Below are 15,759 nucleotides of genomic sequence, written 5' to 3'. Positions count from 1 at the left end.
CCCGGCGGGCCCTTGTATGGTGGGCGGTGACGGGTCTTCCGCCGTGCCGCGCGCGGCGCCGGAACGGCCCGAGGAACACGGGAGCCCGGCGCACCGGGCTGAGAGGAAGGCTGTGGCGGCCTTCGACCGTCCGAACCTGATCCGGGTCATGCCGGCGAAGGGAGTTGTTGGGCATGGGTGTGTCGGCGGCCGGCTCGTCCGGTGGTTCGCCGGACGTGCTGGTGGTGGGCGGCGGCCTGGTCGGCCTGGCGGTGGCCTGGCGGGCGGCCGCGCGGGGCCTGCGGGTCGGCGTGGTGGATCCGGCGCCGGGGGGCGGGGCGGCGCGGGTGGCCGCCGGGATGCTGGCGGCGGTCACCGAGGTGAAGTACGGCGAGGAGGCGCTGTTGGCGCTGAACCTCGAGTCGCAGCGCCGCTACCCGGGTTTCGTGGCCGAGCTGGTGGAGGCCGCCGGGGAGGACGTCGGCTACCGGGAGTGCGGCACGCTGGCCGTCGCGCTGGACGCCGACGACCGCGCCGAGTTGCGCGAGGTGTACGCCCACCAGCGGCGGTTGGGCCTGCCGGTGTCCTGGCTGACCGGGCGGGAGGCGCGCCGGCTGGAACCGATGCTGGCCGCCTCGGTGCGCGGGGCGCTGCTGGCCGAGGGGGACCACCAGGTCGACGGGCGCCGGTTGTGCGCGGCGCTGCTGACGGCGTGTGGGCGCCTGGGGGTGGACGTGGTGCGGGGGTCGGCGCGCCGGCTGCTGCGCGCGGGCGGCTCCCCGGGCGGCCGGGCCGGTGGCGCGGCGGGGGGCCGGGTGGTCGGGGTGCGGCTGGACGACGGCACGGAGCTGACGGCGGGGCAGGTGGTGTTGGCGGCCGGCAGCCACTCGGCGCTGCTGGAGGGGGTGCCGGAGGAGGTGCTGCCGCCGGTGCGCCCGGTCAAGGGCCAGGTGCTGCGGCTGCGGATGCCGTCGGGGGCCGGGGCGCCCGGGGCTTTCCTGGGGCGGACGGTCCGCGCGGTGGTCCGCGGCGTCCACCTGTACCTGGTACCGCGGCTGAACGGCGAGCTGGTGGTCGGCGCCACCGAGGAGGAGATGGGGTACGACACCACGGTGACCGCCGGGGGCGTCTACGAGCTGCTGCGCGACGCGCACGAGCTGGTCCCCGGGATCACCGAGCTGCCGCTGGTGGAGACGTCGGCGGGGCTGCGGCCGGGCAGTCCGGACAACGCGCCGGTGCTCGGGCCGTCCGGGCTGGACGGGCTGGCGCTGGCCACCGGGCACGGCCGCAACGGCGTGCTGCTGACGCCGGTCACCGCCGACTGCCTGGCCGAGTACCTGGTTTCGGGGCGGCTGCCGGAGGTGGCCGCGCCGTTCACCGCGCGGCGGTTCCGCCGGTCCGGCGCCCCGTCGGCCGCCGGTGCCGCCCCGGCCGGCCCGGCCCTTCGGGAGGTGGTCGCGTGATCACGGTGACGGTGAACGGCGAGCCGCGGTCGCTGCCGGCCGGGACGGGGCTGGCCGAGGTCGTGGCGTCGCTGACGGCCGCCCGGTCCGGGGTGGCCGCGGCGGTCAACGAGTCCGTGGTGCCCCGCGGGGCGTGGTCGGACACCGAGCTGCGCGACGGCGATCGCGTGGAGATCCTCACCGCAGTGCAGGGAGGCTGAGAAGGCATGGCGGACGACACCCTCACCATCGCCGGGCGGGAGTTCGGGTCCCGGCTGATCATGGGCACCGGCGGCGCACCGAGCCTGGAGGTGCTGGAGCGGTCGCTGGTCGCCTCCGGCACCGAGATGACCACCGTGGCGATGCGCCGGATCAGCCCGGCCACCAAGGGGTCGGTGCTGGAGGTGCTGGCGCGCCACGACATCGCCGTGCTGCCCAACACGGCGGGCTGCTTCACGGCCGGGGAGGCGGTGCTGACCGCCCGGCTGGCCCGGGAGGCGCTGGGCACCGACTGGGTGAAGCTGGAGGTCATCGCCGACGAGCGCACCCTGCTGCCGGATCCGGTGGAGCTGCTGGACGCGGCGGAGCGGCTGGTGGACGACGGCTTCACCGTGCTGCCGTACACCAACGACGATCCGGTGCTGGCGGCGAAGCTGGAGGACGTCGGCTGCGCGGCGGTGATGCCGCTGGGTTCCCCGATCGGCTCCGGACTGGGCATCCGCAACCCGCACAACATCCTGCTGATCACCGAGCGGGCGTCGGTGCCGGTGATCCTGGACGCCGGTGTGGGCACGGCCTCGGACGCGGCGCTGGCGATGGAGCTGGGCTGCGCGGGGGTCCTGCTGGCCTCGGCGGTGACCAGGGCCCGGGATCCGGAGCTGATGGCGGGCGCGATGCGGGACGCCGTGCGGGCCGGCCGGGCGGCGTTCCGGGCCGGGCGCATCCCGCGTCGGCACTTCGCCGAGGCGTCCAGCCCGACGGAGGGGCTGATGGCGGCGGGGGCGGCGGACGGCGCCGCGGAGGTCCCCGCGTTCTGAGTCCGGCGGGCGTGGCCCGGGCGGCGGGTGACGGGCGGTGACCGGTGGTCGGGCGGCCCGCCGGTACGTCACGGCTTGGCCACGGGCCCGCCACCGCTCCGTACCCGTACGGGTGGAACGGGCCGGCCGGTGACCGGCCGCTGCGTACACTCGGGCCCGTGGATGCGACCCTACGGGACCCCCTGCTGGGCCGACTGCTCGACGGCCGGTACCGGATCGAGGAGCGGATCGCGCTCGGCGGCATGGCGACGGTCTACCGGGGCGTGGACGTACGGCTGGAGCGACCGGTCGCCGTCAAGGTGATGCGCGCCGAACTGGCCGGTGACTCCTCCTTCGTGGAGCGCTTCATCCGGGAGGCGAAGACCGCCGCGCGGCTGTCCCACGACAACGTGGTGGGCGTCTACGACCAGGGCACCGACGGCGACACCGTCTACCTCGCCATGGAACTGGTGCCCGGCCGCACGCTGCGCGAGGTGCTGCGCGAGCGCGGGCCGCTCTCCCCCAGGGAGGCGCTGGACCTCGTGGAGCCGGTGCTGGCGGCGCTCGGCGCGGCGCACCGCTCGGGGCTCATCCACCGGGACATCAAGCCGGAGAACGTGCTGATCGCGGACGACGGCCGGGTCAAGGTGGCCGACTTCGGGCTGGCCCGCGCCGTCTCCACGGCCACCACCGCGTCCACCGGTGGCCTGGTGCTGGGGACCGTCGCCTACATGGCCCCGGAGCAGATCCAGCAGGGCACCGCGGACACCCGCGCGGACGTCTACGCCTGCGGGGTACTGCTGTTCGAGCTGCTGACCGGGCGCGCACCGCGGGACGGCACCACCCCGGTGCGGATCATGTACCAGCACCTCAACGAGGACGTGGTCGCGCCGTCCGCGCTGCGGCCGGGCCTCGCCGCGGACCTGGACGCGCTGGTGCTGGCCGCCGCCGCCCGGAACCCGCAGGACCGGCCGGCGGACGCCGGCGAGATGCTGGCGGCGCTGCGCCGGGTCCGCGCCGGGCTGGCGGACGCGCAGCTCGACCTGCCGGCTCCGGTCCGGGACGCCGTGCCGCAGGCGCGGCCGGCCGGGGAGGCCGTGTCGGACGGGGCGGCCGTTCCGGACGGGGACGCCGCGCCGGGTGGGGACGCCGCGCCCGGCGGGGACGCCGCGCCCGGCGGGGAGCTCGGGGAGGACCGGGCGGCTACGGGCGGCCGGTCCGCGCCGGAGGGCGTCCCGGACGGCGCGGACTCCGCCGCGTCGCCGGGTTCGGAGGCGGTCACCGCGACCGGGCACGCCCCGGACGCGCCGACCACCGTGGTGGCGCGCTCGGCCAGCCTGCCGGTGGCCGGGGGCGAGACCCACCACACCCGGCCGGTGCCCACCCTCGGCACCGCCGGGGCGGCGACGAGCGGCCCGGTGGTGCCGACCGCCCCGGCCGGCCCCCGGTCGCTCGCCCGCAATCCGCTCACCTGGGTCCTCGCCGTGCTGCTGGTGGGGGTGCTGGCCGTCGGCGGCTGGTGGTTCGGCGTCGCCCGCTACACGACCACCCCGGCGGTGCTGGGGGTGGAGCGCGCCGAGGCCGAGCGGCTGCTCGACCAGGCCGGCCTGTCGGTGAGCTGGGCGGAGGCGTACAGCGAGAACGTGCCCGCGGGCCTGGTGATCGAGACCGATCCGGAGCCTGGCGGTCGGGTGCCGTCCGGCGGCGAGGTGACGGCGGTGCTGTCCCTCGGGCCGGAGCGGGTGACCGTGCCGGACGTCACCGGGCGCCCGCTGGAGCAGGCCCGGCAGGCGCTCACCGACGCCCGGCTGGTGCCGGGCACCGAGCGGGAGGAGTACTCGGACTCCGTGCCGGCCGGTTCGGTGATCGGCACCGACCCGGAGCCCGGTCAGCAGGTCCGGCCGGACTCCCCGGTCGCCCTGGTGGTCTCCCGGGGCCCGGCTCCGGTGGACGTGCCGGACGTGGTGGGCGAGCCGCTGCTCCAGGCGAGGCAGACGCTGGAGGACGCCGGGTTCGAGGTGGAGGTCGCCCCGGAGCGGGTGTCGGACACCGACGTGCTGGCCGGTGCGGTGGCCCGCCAGGACCCGTCCGGCGACGGCCCCGCGCCCCGCGGCTCCACGGTCACCCTGACCGTCTCGGACGGCCCGGAGACGGTGGAGGTCCCGGACGTCGTCGGGCGGTCGGTGCCCGAGGCCCGGGCCGCGCTGGAGGAGGCCGGGTTCTCGGTGGACGTGGTCGACCTGCGGCCGTTCGGCGACGGCTCGGTGCAGACCCAGTCCCCCGAGGCCGGCCAGCGCGCCCGCCAGGGCAGCACCGTCCGCCTCTTCGCCTTCTAGGCGATCCGGTCTCCGGCCGGGGCCGCTCCCGGGGAGCCACCGGCGCGGCGTCGCGTGGGGGGTTGGTGGCATCCTCGTGGACATGCTCGCCGCAGAACCCGCTCCCGTCGCACCAGCCCCTCGCCCCCGCGCCACCGCCACGCCCGCCGCGCCCACTCCGGCCGCCGTGCGCAACCCGATCGGCGCGCACGCGCCGGTGGCCCGTGGGCTGGCGACCGCCGCGCTGGGCTACGCGGACCGCACCGGCTGCGAGGCGGTGCAGGTCTTCGTGGCGAACCCGCGCGGCTGGGCCACCGGGCCGGGGAACCCCGCGCAGGACGAGGAGTTCCGCGCGGGCTGCGCCGAGCGGGGGATCAGCGCGTGGGTGCACGCCCCCTACCTGATCAACTTCGGGTCGAGCACCGCCGAGACGGTGCGCCGGTCCGCCGTCTCGCTGCGCCACTCGCTGCTGCGCGGCGCGGAGATCGGGGCGCGCGGCGTGGTGGTGCACACCGGTTCGGCGACCGGCGGGCTGGACCGGGCGACCGCCTACCGGCAGGTGCGGGACGGGGTGCTGCCGCTGCTGGAGGAGCTGGACGCGCTGGCCGAGCGCGGCGGGGCGGGGGACGGCCCCGCCGGCCCGGGCGGAGCCGCCGCGACGGTGCCGTGGCTGCTGCTGGAGCCGATGGCCGGGCAGGGCAGCACGCTGTGCTCGCTGATGGAGGACCTCGGCCCGTATCTGGAGGCGCTGGACCACCATCCGCGGGTCGGCGTCTGCCTGGACACCTGCCACGCCTTCGCGGCCGGCCACGACCTCGCCGCGCCCGACGGGGTGCGCCGCACGCTGGACGAGCTGCTGCGGGTGGCCGGGCCCGGCCGGCTGCGGCTGATCCACGCCAACGACTCCAAGGACGTGGCCGGCGCCCACCGGGACCGGCACGAGAACGTGGGGTCGGGGCGGATCGGCGCCGAGCCGTTCGCGGCGCTGTTCGACCACCCCGCGACGGCCGGCGTGCCGCTGGTGGTGGAGACGCCGGGCGGCGAGGAGGGGCACGCCTCGGACGTGGCGGCGCTGAAGCGGCTGCGCGGGGACGCCGTCGGCTGACCGGCCGGCGGTGGGCCGGCGTCGGCACGCGTCTACGTGCGTCGGCGTGCGTCTACGTGCCTCGTGGGGGCGGGCGGCGGCGGGGCGGCGCGGATCGCCTGTGAGGTGAATCACGCGAACGAAAGGTCCGTTTCATCCGGAGTTCGCCGGCCGGACACCCCCTGTTCGGCCGTTCCACGGGGCCCTGCGGCATCGCCGGACCCGCGCTGACCGGAGGATGGCAGGGTGACAGTCATACCTGCGGCATCGAGCGGCTCGCCGACACCCCAGCGGCGCCGGGTGCGCGGCGAGCGCTCGGGCCGCCGTCCCCCGGTGTGGCGCCGCCGCTGGGTCGCGGCGCTCGCGCTGCTGACCGTGCTGGCGATCGCGGTGTGGCAGGTCGTGGTGCACCTGGTGCTGCCGCCGGCGCCGCCGCCGCTGTACAACGCGGGTGTGACGGTCACCGCGGACGGCCGGCCGCTGATGGTGCCCGCGGGCGCCGACGCCGCGTTCGTCCCCGGCACCAGCCTGCTGGCCGATCCCGCCGCGGCCGGCCTGCCGGACGCCGCCGCGCCCACCCCGGAGGCCGTCGCCGAGTCGCGGGCCTGGCTGGCGGCCGGGCGAATACCCGGCGACGACGAACAGGAGCGGGAGACGGCCACCCGGGCGCTGCTGGACCTGCGGGTGCTCACCCTGGACAACGGGGCGTTCGTCGCCTCGTGGAACGACCGCTGGCGCTACGTCTGGCCGCGGGACGCCAGCTTCGCGGTCGCCGCCTACGCCGTCACCGGCCACCACGCGGAGGCGCGGGCGATCCTGTCCCACCTGGCGGCCATCCACCCCGCGGACGGCCGCTGGCAGGCGCGTTACCTGCCGGACGGCACCGGCGGGGTGCCCGACGACCGGCGCCCGCAGCTCGACGGCAGCGGCTGGACGCCCTGGGCGGTGTGGTTCTGGTACACCACGGAGCCGGACCGGGAGCTGGCCGCCCGGACCCTGGACGAGCTGTGGCCGATGGTCGCCGCCTCGGCGGAGGCCGCCGCCGCCTCGCTGGACCTGCGCGGCCTGCCGCCCGCCTCCTCGGACTACTGGGAGCGCGAGGAGGACGAGGTCACCCTGGGCACGGTCGCCCCGCTGCTGCTCGGGCTGCGTTCGGCGGCGGCGCTGGCGGCCGACGGCGGGCGGGCCCCGGAGCAGGCCGCCGCCTGGGGCGACGCCGCGCGCCGCCTGGACGAGGCGACGACCGCGACGTTCGGCGCGGCGGGCTATCCGCGCACCGTGCCGGACGGCGGGACGGACACCGCGGTGACCCTGCTGGCGCCGCCCTTCGCCCCCGGATCGGTGGCCGTGGCGGCGGCGGTGGCCGACGCCGAGCGGGCGCAGGCGCTCTCCAACGGCGGGATGTACCCGGGCGAGGAGTGGCCGCTGGACAACGGCATGGCCTGGACCCCGGAGGTGGCGCTCTTCGCCCTGAACGCGGCGGCCACCGGCGACGACGCGCGGGCCGACCGCCACCTGCGCTGGCTGATGGAGCACCGCACCGCGCTGGGCTCGCTGCCGGAGAACGTCAACCCCGACGGCAGCCCCTCCTCGACCTCGCCGCTGGGCTGGACGGCGGCGACCGTGCTGCTCGCCCTCACCGCCCAGCAGCAGGAGCTGCCGACGCCCCCGCTCCCGCCGGCCGGGTAGTCCGGGCCGGCGCCACGCGGCCCCGCGCCCCCCAGGCGGCGCGGGCGCCCGGGCGGCGCGGGCCGCGCCGCCTACAGCGCGGGGCCCTCGCCCTCGCCCTCCTGGTAGGAGTAGCGCTGCTCGCGCCAGGGGTCGCCGATGTTGTGGTAGCCGCGCTCCTCCCAGAAGCCGCGGCGGTCGGCGGTGAGGTACTCCACGCCGCGCACCCACTTCGGCCCCTTCCAGGCGTACAGGTGGGGCACCACGAGCCGGACCGGGAAGCCGTGCTCCGCGGTCAGCGGCTCGCCGTTGCGGTGGGTGGCGAAGATCGTGGTCGCCGCGGCGAAGTCGGACAGCCGCAGGTTGGAGCCGTAGCCGAGTTCGGCCCACACCATCACGTGGGTGACCTCGGGGGCGGGCGGCGCGAGCTCCAGGATGGTGGCCGCCAGCACGCCGCCCCACTCGTTGTCGAGCATGCTGAAGCGGGTCACGCAGTGGAAGTCCGCGTGCACCTCGGCGCGCGGCAGGGCGGAGAAGGCGGCGTGGTCCCAGCTGTGCTTCTCGCCGTCGGCGGTGGCCCCGAAGACCTGGAAGGACCAGGTGTCCGGCTTGAACCGGGGCACCGGGCCGTAGTGCAGCACGGGCCAGCCGCGGCGCAGCTTCTGGCCGGGCGGCAGCCGGTCGTCGCGGGCGGCGGCCCGGTCGTCGGCGCCGCGCGCCGACTCCTGCTCCGCCGGCGTCCCGCCGTCCGTCGGCGTCTCGCCCTCCGCCGGCCTCTCGCCCCCCGTCGGCCTCTCGCCCCCCGTCTGCCTCTCGCCCTCCGTCGGCGTCTCGCCCTCCGCCGGCGTCTCGCTGGTCGCTCGCACGTCGTCCCCGCCCCCCGGACCGCGCCCCGGGCCGTCCTCGGCGGACAGCCAGTCGCCGGGGAGGTCGAGGAGGTCCTCGTCGTGTTCCTTCACCGGCCGGGCTCCCGCGTCCAGCGCCGTTCCCCTGTGCTCGTCCGGTGGTCCATACCCCCATCGTCGCACCCGCCCGCGCGGACGGCGCAGCGGGGGGCGGGCCGGCCGGCCCCCTCCCCCGCCGACCGGCGAATGGGGGAAACCGCAGGTCGGAGCGGGCGGCGGGCGGGCCCTGCCTGCTGGAAAGCGGATGTGACGCGTGTCACGATGACCGCGCTGCACCGCGACCGTCCGGCCGCTCCAGACCGAAGGAGGCGCCAATGCGCGGCGACCCGGAGATCCTCGAGTTCCTCAACGAGCAACTGACCGCGGAGCTGACCGCGATCAACCAGTACTTCCTGCACGCCAAGATGCAGCAGAACTTCGGTTGGACGAAGCTGGCGCGGCACACCCGGGCGGAGTCGTTCGACGAGATGCGGCACGCCGAGCTGCTCACCGACCGGATCCTGTTCCTGGAAGGGCTGCCGAACTACCAGCGGCTGTTCCACGTGCGCGTCGGGCAGTCGGTGCGGGAGATGTTCGAGGCCGACATGCAGGTCGAGGTGGAGGCCGTGGACCGGCTGCGCCGCGGCATCCGGGTGATGCGGGAGAAGCAGGACATCACCTCGGCGAAGCTCTTCGAGAACATCCTGGCCGACGAGGAGGAGCACATCGACTACCTGGAGACCCAGATCGACCTGGTGGACAAGCTGGGTGAGCAGCTCTACCTGGCCCAGCTCGTCGAGCAGGAGGACGCGCCGCCGATGACCTGACGGTCGGCGCGGCCGGCCCCGTCGTCGCCGTCAGCGGACGGCGGCCAGCACGGCCGGGGCGGCCGTCGCCGGGGCGGCCGGGGCCGCGGCCACCAGCGCGGGGACCGCCACCGCCGGGGCGGACGCCTCCTGGCTGACCACGACCGGGCGGCGGCGCACGCCGGCGGTGGGCCGGGGCGCGGCGGGCCCGTCGGCCGGGGCGCGGCCGAGCAGCGCCTGGATGCGGCGGACGCAGCTGCCGCAGTCCGTTCCGGCGCCCCCGCACGCGGCCGCGATCTTGCGCGGCGTGTCGTGCCCCTGGCAGGCGGCGTCGGTGACGTCGGACTCCGTCACGCCGAAGCACATGCAGACGTACACCGCCACCCCGCTGAGGTCTCGATCGGTAAGGTCAGGCACACCTTACCTACCCGCGGGGCGGCGGATCCAGGCCGGGCTCCCCTCCCGGGACGTGGCGCGGCTCTCATTCGGCCGTTCGGCGCGGCGAGGGCGGGCGGGGCGGCGGAAGCACGGCGGGAAGGACGAAGGCCGCCGGCCCGCCACGAGGGCGGTGCCGGCGGCCTCGGGCCGCGTCACCGGGAGCGCTCCGGCGCCCTGGGGCACCGGAGCGGCGACCGGCGCCGGTCAGCCGTTGCGGTACATCTCCGCGACCAGGAACGCCAGGTCCAGCGACTGGCTGCGGTTCAGCCGCGGGTCGCAGGCGGTCTCGTAGCGCTGGTGCAGGTCGTCCACGAAGATCTCGTCGCCGCCGCCGACGCACTCGGTGACGTCGTCGCCGGTCAGCTCCACGTGGATGCCGCCCGGGTGGGTGCCCAGCGCCTGGTGCACCTCGAAGAAGCCCTTGACCTCGTCCAGCACGTCGTCGAACCGGCGCGTCTTGTGGCCGCTGGCCGCCTCGAAGGTGTTGCCGTGCATCGGGTCGCAGATCCAGGCCACCTGGGCGCCGGAGGCGGTGACCTTCTCCACCAGCGTCGGCAGCACCTCGCGGATCCGGCCGGCGCCCATCCGGGTGATGAAGGTGAGCCGGCCCGGCTCCCGGTTCGGGTCGATCCGGTCGATGAGGGCCAGCGCCTCCTCGGGCGTCGTCGTCGGCCCGAGCTTCACCCCGATCGGGTTGCGCACCTGCGCGGCGAACTCCACGTGCGCGCCGTCGAGCTGCCGGGTGCGCTCACCGATCCACACCATGTGGCCGGAGACGTCGTACAGCAGGCCGGTGCGCGAGTCGCGGCGGGTCATCGCGGTCTCGTAGTCCAGCACCAGCGCCTCGTGGCTGGCGTAGAACTCGACCGTGCGGAACTCGTCCGGGTCCACGTTGCAGGCCCGCATGAAGGCCAGCGCCGAGTCGATCTCCCGGGCCAGCCGCTCGTAGCGCTCACCGGAGGGCGAGAGCGCGACGAAGTCCTGGTTCCAGGCGTGCACCTGACGCAGGTCGGCGTAGCCGCCGGTGGTGAAGGCGCGCACCAGGTTCAGCGTCGCCGAGGAGGCGTGGTACATCCGGCGCAGCCGCTCCGGGTCCGGGGTGCGGGCCTCGGGCGTGAACTCCAGGCCGTTGACCGAGTCGCCGCGGTAGACCGGCAGGGTCACCCCGTCCCGGGTCTCCGTCGGCTTGGAGCGCGGCTTGGAGTACTGGCCGGCCATCCGGCCGATCTTCACGACCGGCACCTTGGCGGCGTAGGTGAGCACCACCGCCATCTGGAGCAGCGTCTTGAGCTTGTTGCGGATCGCGTCCGCCGAGACGCCGTCGAAGGTCTCCGCGCAGTCCCCGCCCTGGAGGACGAACGCCTCTCCACGGGCGACCGCGGCGAGCCGGTCCCGGAGCTGGTCGCACTCGCCGGCGAAGACGAGCGGCGGATAGGTTTCGAGGTCCGCGAGCACAGCGCGCAGAGCCTCGGAGTCCGGCCATTCGGGCTGCTGCGCCGCGGGAAGGGATCGCCAGGAGTAGCCACTCGTGGTGGTGTCAGCGTTCACGGTCACGAAACACAGGCTACGGGGTCCACGGAGCGCGCCGGCACCCCCGCCCGGTGAGTGAGACAGAGCCGACACCTCCGGACCAATCTCGCACCCGTTCGGGTGACGGGCGACCGCGGTGCGCCCGCCGGGTTACCTCCGGCCGTCCGATCCGCTAACGTTCCGGACATGTACTCGCGCCCGAACTCCTGGTGGTGGACCGCTCCAACGGCGGCCCACTGATCCGCGCGTACACCCACGCGACACCGGCCGCCTCGACGAGGCGGCCGTCGCGTTTCCCGGGCCGACTCGTCCGGCGGCGACCCGACCGAGCAGCACCACGGCACCCCAGCTCGGCACCGCACCGCACGCTCCGCACATCCGCGACCGACGAGGCGAGGCCCCGATGACGACCACCCCCGACTCCCCGCAGCCCTCCCACCCGACGGCACCGACGCCCCCCGCGGCACCGACGGCGCCCGCGGCGCCCGCCGGCCGCACGGCCGAGGACGCCCGGGCGCTGCTCGCCCGGCTCACCGCCGAGGACGCGCCGCCGTTCGCCCTGCTGCACCGCCGCAACCCGGAGCTGCCGCCCGGCGCCGCCGACCGGGTGGAGGTGCTGATCGGCGAGCTCACCGAGGTCGACTCGCTGGCCGGGATCCCGCTGCCGGCCGCCGGCGAGGCGCCCGGGACCGGCGGCGCCGTCCCGGACGTGCTGGCCCTGGTGCCCTTCCGGCAGATCCGCGAGCGCGGCTTCGAGGTGCGCGAGGACGGCACCCCGCTGTACGTCCTGCGGGTGCGCGAGCACCTCGCGCTGCCACTGGCCGAGGCCGTGGCGGCGCTGCCGGTGGAGCCGGTGGAGCTGGCCGACGGCGCCTTCGACATCCCCGACGACACCTACGCCGCGACCGTCCGCCGGGTGCTGGAGGAAGAGATCGCCCAGGGCGAGGGCGCCAACTTCGTCGTCCGCCGCGACTTCACCGGCACGCTGCGCGGCTACTCCCCCGCCGTCGCGCTGACCCTCTTCCGCCGGCTGCTGCTCCAGGAGCGCGGCGCCTACTGGACCCACCTGGTGCACACCGGGCGGGCCGGCGGCGGCCGGGTCCTGGTCGGGGCGAGCCCGGAGGTGCACGTGCGGATGACCGCGGGCGCCGTCACCATGAACCCGATCAGCGGCACCTACCGCTACCCGGCCGGCGGCCCGACCGTCGAGCACCTGCTGGAGTTCCTGCACGACCCCAAGGAGATCGACGAGCTGTCGATGGTGGTCGACGAGGAGCTGAAGATGATGTGCACCGTCGGCGACCTCGGCGGACGGGTCGTCGGCCCCCGGCTGCGGGAGATGTCGCGGCTGGCGCACACCGAGTACGAGCTGGTCGGGCGCACCACCCTGGACGCCCGGGAGGTGCTGCGGGAGACCATGTTCGCCGCGACGGTCACCGGCAGCCCGGTGGAGAACGCCTGCCGGGTGATCGCCCGTCACGAGCCCACCGGGCGCGGCTACTACGCCGGGGCGCTGGCGCTGATCGGACGGGACGAGCACGGCCGGCAGACCGTTGACTCGCCGATCCTGATCCGCACCGCGGACATCGACGCCAGCGGGCGGCTGACCGTGAAGGTCGGGGCGACCCTGGTGCGGCACTCCACCCCCGAGGGGGAGGTCGCCGAGACCTGGGCGAAGGCCAGCGGGGTGCTGCGCGCGCTGGGCGTGCCGGTCCCCACCGAGGCGGTCGCCGGGCGACCGGCGGCCCAGCCGCGCGTCCCGGCCGCCCGCGCGGCCGGCAGCGTCCCCGGCGCACCGGGAGCGACGGGCCCGGGAGCGACGGGCCCGGGGGCGGCGCTGGCCGCCGACCCGCGGGTGGCGGCGGCGCTGGCCGCCCGCCGCGAGGTGCTGGCGCCGTTCTGGCTGCGCGACGACGCCACGGTGCGGCCGGCCGCGGTGGGGCAGCCGGCGCTGGTGGTGGACTGCGCGGACACCTTCACCGCCATGCTCGCCCACCTGCTGCGCTCGCTCGGCCTGCGCACCCGGGTGCTGCGGTTCGACGACCGCCGGCTGCCGGGGGCGCTGGCCGAGCACGACGGCCTGGTGGTGCTCGGCCCCGGCCCCGGCGACCCGGAGGACGCCGACGACCCGCGCATGGCGCGGATGCGGCGGCTGACCCGTCACCTGCTGGCCGGCGGCCTGCCCGCCGGCGGGTTCACCGCCGCCGAGTCGCGGGCCCGCCGCCGCCCGCTGCTGGGCGTCTGCCTGGGCCACGAGATGCTCGCCGCCGAGCTCGGCCTGCCGCTGCGCCGCAGGCGGACCCCGCACCAGGGGGCGCAGCTGCCGGTGGAGGTGTTCGGGGAGCGCCAGCTGGTGGGCTTCTACAACAGCTTCACCGCGGTGTGCGACGAGGAGCGGGCGCAGCGGCTGGCGCTGCGCGGCATCGAGGTCAGCCGGGACGCGGCCACCGGAGAGGTGCACGCGCTGCGCGGGCCCGGTCTGGTCGGCCTGCAGTTCCACCCGGAGTCGGTGCTGACGGTGCACGGGGTGGACATCGTCTCGCGGGCGGTCCGCGAGCTGTGCGAGCCGGCCGCCACCGGGGCGCCGGCGCGCCGGTAGGCCGGGCCGGGGACGCGGACGCGCCCCGCCGCCGCCCGGGTTCCGGGACGGCGACGGGGCGCGGCGGCCGACGCGCGGGGGCGCGTCAGCCGAAGAAGACCTCGGCCTCCTCGTACAGCTCCGGGTCGGCCAGCTTCAGCCCGCCGGTGAGCACGGACAGCTCCTCCAGCTCGATCCGGGCGCCGCGCAGCACCACCGCCTGGCCGAAGCGGCCGTTCTTGACCGCCTCGATGGCGTTGAGGCCAAACCGGGTGGCCAGCCACCGGTCGTAGGGGCTGGGGGTGCCGCCGCGCTGGGTGTGGCCGAGGACGGTGGCCCGCGACTCGTGGCCGGTGCGCTTCTCGATCTCGCGGGAGAGCCACTCGCCCACGCCCGGGAACGGCACGTCGGTGTTGACGCCCTCCGGCAGCGGCGGGATCACCGACGGGTCGGCCGGCACGGCGCCCTCCGCGACGCACACGATCGGCGCGTAGGTGGCCTCGAAGCGGGTCTCCACCCACTGGCAGACCCGGTCGAGGTCGAACGGGCGCTCCGGCACCAGGATCACGTTGGCGCCGCCGGCGAGACCGGCGTGCAGCGCGATCCAGCCGGCGCGACGGCCCATCACCTCGACCACCAGGACCCGCTTGTGCGACTCGGCGGTGGTGTGCAGCCGGTCGATGGCGCCGGTGGCGATGTCCACCGCGGTGTGGAAGCCGAAGGTGTAGTCGGTGCCCGGGATGTCGTTGTCGATGGTCTTCGGCACGCCGACGATCGGCACGCCCTCGTCGGAGAGCGCCCGCGCGTAGCCGAGGGTGTTGATGCCGCCGATGGCGATCACGGCGTCCACCCCGAGCGCCGCGATGTTCGCCTTGACCCGCTCCACCCCGTCCGGGCGCTCCAGCGGGTTGGTGCGGGAGGAGCCGAGGATGGTGCCGCCGCGCGGCAGGATGCCGCGGACCGCGGGGATGTCCAGCGGCACCGCGTCGCCCTCCAGGGGGCCGCGCCAGCCGTCCCGGAAACCGACGAACTCGAAGCCGTAGTCGCGTACGCCCCGACGAACCACCGCACGGATCACCGCGTTCAGACCGGGACAGTCACCGCCGCCGGTGAGCACTCCAACCCGCATGAATCTTTCCTTTCCGGGACCCAGCCGGGAACGAACGCCGCCTGTGCCTGCCGTGGGAACACCGCGCCTGCCGCGAACGGACCGGGCGCGGCGCTGCGCACGACCGGCAGACGGTTCTCGTACACATTCTCACGGATTCGGCGGGGCGCCCACGCGCGGGCGGTGCCGTCCGGGCCGGGTCCCGGACGGCGGCGGTCAGCCGTCCAGTCCGCGCTCGATGGCGTAGCGGACGAGTTCCACCCGGTTGTGCAGCTGGAGCTTGCCGAGGGTGTTCTGCACGTGGTTCTGCACGGTGCGGTGGGAGAGCACCAGGCGCTCGGCGATCTGCTTGTAGGACAGGCCCTTGGCGACCAGCCGGAGGATCTCCGTCTCCCGGTCGGTGAGCCGGGGCGGCGCCTCGGTCTGCCCGCCGGACTGCTCCCCGGCGACCGCGAGGCGGCGGTACTCGCCGAGCACCAGGCCCGCGAGGCCGGGGGTGAAGACGGGGTCCCCCTGGGCGGTGCGGCGGACCGCGTCGAGCAGTTCCTCCCGCCCGGCGGACTTGATCAGGTAGCCGGTGGCCCCGGACTTGACCGCCTCCAGGACGTCCTCGTGCTCGCCGCTGGCGGAGAGCACCAGGATGCGGGTGGAGTCCTCGTGCACCAGGATCCGCCGGGCCACCTCGACGCCGGGCAGGCCGGGGAGGTTGAGGTCCAGCACCACCACCGCCGGGCGGACCGCGCGGGCCCGGCGCACGGCCTCCGGGCCGTCGCCGGCGGTGGCGACCACGTCGAAGCCCGCCTCGGCGAGGTCCCGGGCCACCGCCTCGCGCCACATCGGGTGGTCGTCCACCACCATCACGCTCACCACGCCGCCGTCCGGCGCGCTCCCCGCTGCCGTCTCCTGCTCGT

At 76.2% G+C, this 15,759-nt stretch carries 13 protein-coding genes and 1 riboswitch; of the genes, 8 read left to right on the top strand and 5 right to left on the bottom strand.

What is annotated here, in order from left to right; translation table 11 throughout:
- Window positions 1-67 precede the first annotated feature (67 nt).
- Window positions 68-180: riboswitch (TPP riboswitch) on the top strand.
- From thiO to FHU37_RS20180, 6 genes are all read left to right on the top strand, one after another.
- Entirely contained in the window at window positions 174-1,442 is a 1,269-nt protein-coding gene (thiO, locus tag FHU37_RS20205) for a glycine oxidase ThiO (RefSeq protein ID WP_179815542.1), read from the top strand. It overlaps the preceding riboswitch by 7 nt.
- Window positions 1,439-1,642: a sulfur carrier protein ThiS gene (gene thiS, locus FHU37_RS20200; protein WP_179815541.1), complete on the top strand. Its 204-nt coding sequence runs from the start codon at window positions 1,439-1,441 to the stop codon at window positions 1,640-1,642. The genes thiO and thiS overlap by 4 nt, the downstream gene beginning before the upstream one ends.
- Window positions 1,643-1,648: 6 nt before the next feature.
- Window positions 1,649-2,458, top strand: coding sequence for a thiazole synthase (locus FHU37_RS20195; protein ID WP_179815540.1), 810 nt, complete (start codon window positions 1,649-1,651; stop codon window positions 2,456-2,458).
- Window positions 2,459-2,616: 158 nt separating this feature from the next.
- The gene (locus FHU37_RS20190) at window positions 2,617-4,773 is read left to right on the top strand and encodes a Stk1 family PASTA domain-containing Ser/Thr kinase (protein ID WP_179815539.1); all 2,157 of its coding nucleotides are present in this window, start codon (window positions 2,617-2,619) and stop codon (window positions 4,771-4,773) included.
- An 82-nt stretch (window positions 4,774-4,855) separates the two neighbouring features.
- On the top strand, window positions 4,856-5,857 hold the full coding sequence (locus tag FHU37_RS20185) for a deoxyribonuclease IV (RefSeq protein ID WP_179815538.1): 1,002 nt from the start codon (window positions 4,856-4,858) through the stop codon (window positions 5,855-5,857).
- Between the two features lie 225 nt (window positions 5,858-6,082).
- Entirely contained in the window at window positions 6,083-7,525 is a 1,443-nt protein-coding gene (locus FHU37_RS20180) for a glycoside hydrolase family 15 protein (protein ID WP_179815537.1), read from the top strand.
- Between the two features lie 71 nt (window positions 7,526-7,596).
- Here FHU37_RS20180 and FHU37_RS20175 read toward each other — a convergent pair whose 3' ends face one another.
- The gene (locus FHU37_RS20175; RefSeq protein ID WP_179816421.1) at window positions 7,597-8,181 is read right to left on the bottom strand and encodes a sulfite oxidase-like oxidoreductase; all 585 of its coding nucleotides are present in this window, start codon (window positions 8,179-8,181) and stop codon (window positions 7,597-7,599) included.
- Between the two features lie 542 nt (window positions 8,182-8,723).
- On the opposite strand from FHU37_RS20175, the gene bfr reads away from it, so the two are divergent.
- Window positions 8,724-9,215 carry a bacterioferritin gene (gene bfr / locus FHU37_RS20170; protein ID WP_179815536.1) on the top strand — a complete coding sequence of 164 codons (492 nt, stop codon included), beginning with the start codon at window positions 8,724-8,726 and terminating at the stop codon, window positions 9,213-9,215.
- 30 nt (window positions 9,216-9,245) lie between these two features.
- Here the strand turns inward: bfr and FHU37_RS20165 are convergent, their stop codons facing one another.
- Window positions 9,246-9,611, bottom strand: coding sequence for a (2Fe-2S)-binding protein (locus tag FHU37_RS20165; protein ID WP_376773975.1), 366 nt, complete (start codon window positions 9,609-9,611; stop codon window positions 9,246-9,248).
- 225 nt (window positions 9,612-9,836) lie between these two features.
- The gene (locus FHU37_RS20160; RefSeq protein ID WP_179815535.1) at window positions 9,837-11,186 is read right to left on the bottom strand and encodes a class II 3-deoxy-7-phosphoheptulonate synthase; all 1,350 of its coding nucleotides are present in this window, start codon (window positions 11,184-11,186) and stop codon (window positions 9,837-9,839) included.
- Window positions 11,187-11,565: 379 nt separating this feature from the next.
- Between FHU37_RS20160 and FHU37_RS20155 the strand changes: the two genes are divergently transcribed.
- On the top strand, window positions 11,566-13,761 hold the full coding sequence (locus FHU37_RS20155; RefSeq protein WP_179815534.1) for an anthranilate synthase family protein: 2,196 nt from the start codon (window positions 11,566-11,568) through the stop codon (window positions 13,759-13,761).
- 85 nt (window positions 13,762-13,846) lie between these two features.
- Here the strand turns inward: FHU37_RS20155 and FHU37_RS20150 are convergent, their stop codons facing one another.
- Together FHU37_RS20150 and FHU37_RS20145 are read right to left on the bottom strand one after the other, a co-directional pair.
- Window positions 13,847-14,869, bottom strand: coding sequence for a 6-phosphofructokinase (locus tag FHU37_RS20150; RefSeq protein WP_179815533.1), 1,023 nt, complete (start codon window positions 14,867-14,869; stop codon window positions 13,847-13,849).
- 195 nt (window positions 14,870-15,064) lie between these two features.
- Window positions 15,065-15,706, bottom strand: a complete 642-nt coding sequence (locus FHU37_RS20145) for a response regulator (RefSeq protein ID WP_179816419.1) — start codon at window positions 15,704-15,706, stop codon at window positions 15,065-15,067.
- Between the last annotated feature and the right edge of the window lie 53 nt (window positions 15,707-15,759).

The organism is Allostreptomyces psammosilenae (genome assembly GCF_013407765.1).
Classification (GTDB): Bacteria; Actinomycetota; Actinomycetes; order Streptomycetales; family Streptomycetaceae; genus Allostreptomyces; species Allostreptomyces psammosilenae.
Note: the sequence above shows the minus strand (reverse complement) of the source record. Positions and strands in the feature narration are given on the sequence as shown.

What these genes read in the sequence shown, in the direction of transcription:
- thiO (WP_179815542.1), top strand. Translation starts at nt 174, where the DNA reads ATGGGTGTGTCGGCGGCCGGCTCGTCCGGTGGTTCGCCGGACGTGCTG.
- FHU37_RS20195 (WP_179815540.1), top strand. Translation starts at nt 1,649, where the DNA reads ATGGCGGACGACACCCTCACCATCGCCGGGCGGGAGTTCGGGTCCCGG.
- FHU37_RS20185 (WP_179815538.1), top strand. Translation starts at nt 4,856, where the DNA reads ATGCTCGCCGCAGAACCCGCTCCCGTCGCACCAGCCCCTCGCCCCCGC.
- bfr (WP_179815536.1), top strand. Translation starts at nt 8,724, where the DNA reads ATGCGCGGCGACCCGGAGATCCTCGAGTTCCTCAACGAGCAACTGACC.
- FHU37_RS20155 (WP_179815534.1), top strand. Translation starts at nt 11,566, where the DNA reads ATGACGACCACCCCCGACTCCCCGCAGCCCTCCCACCCGACGGCACCG.
- FHU37_RS20150 (WP_179815533.1), bottom strand. Translation starts at nt 14,869, where the DNA reads ATGCGGGTTGGAGTGCTCACCGGCGGCGGTGACTGTCCCGGTCTGAAC.
- FHU37_RS20145 (WP_179816419.1), bottom strand. Translation starts at nt 15,706, where the DNA reads ATGGTGGTGGACGACCACCCGATGTGGCGCGAGGCGGTGGCCCGGGAC.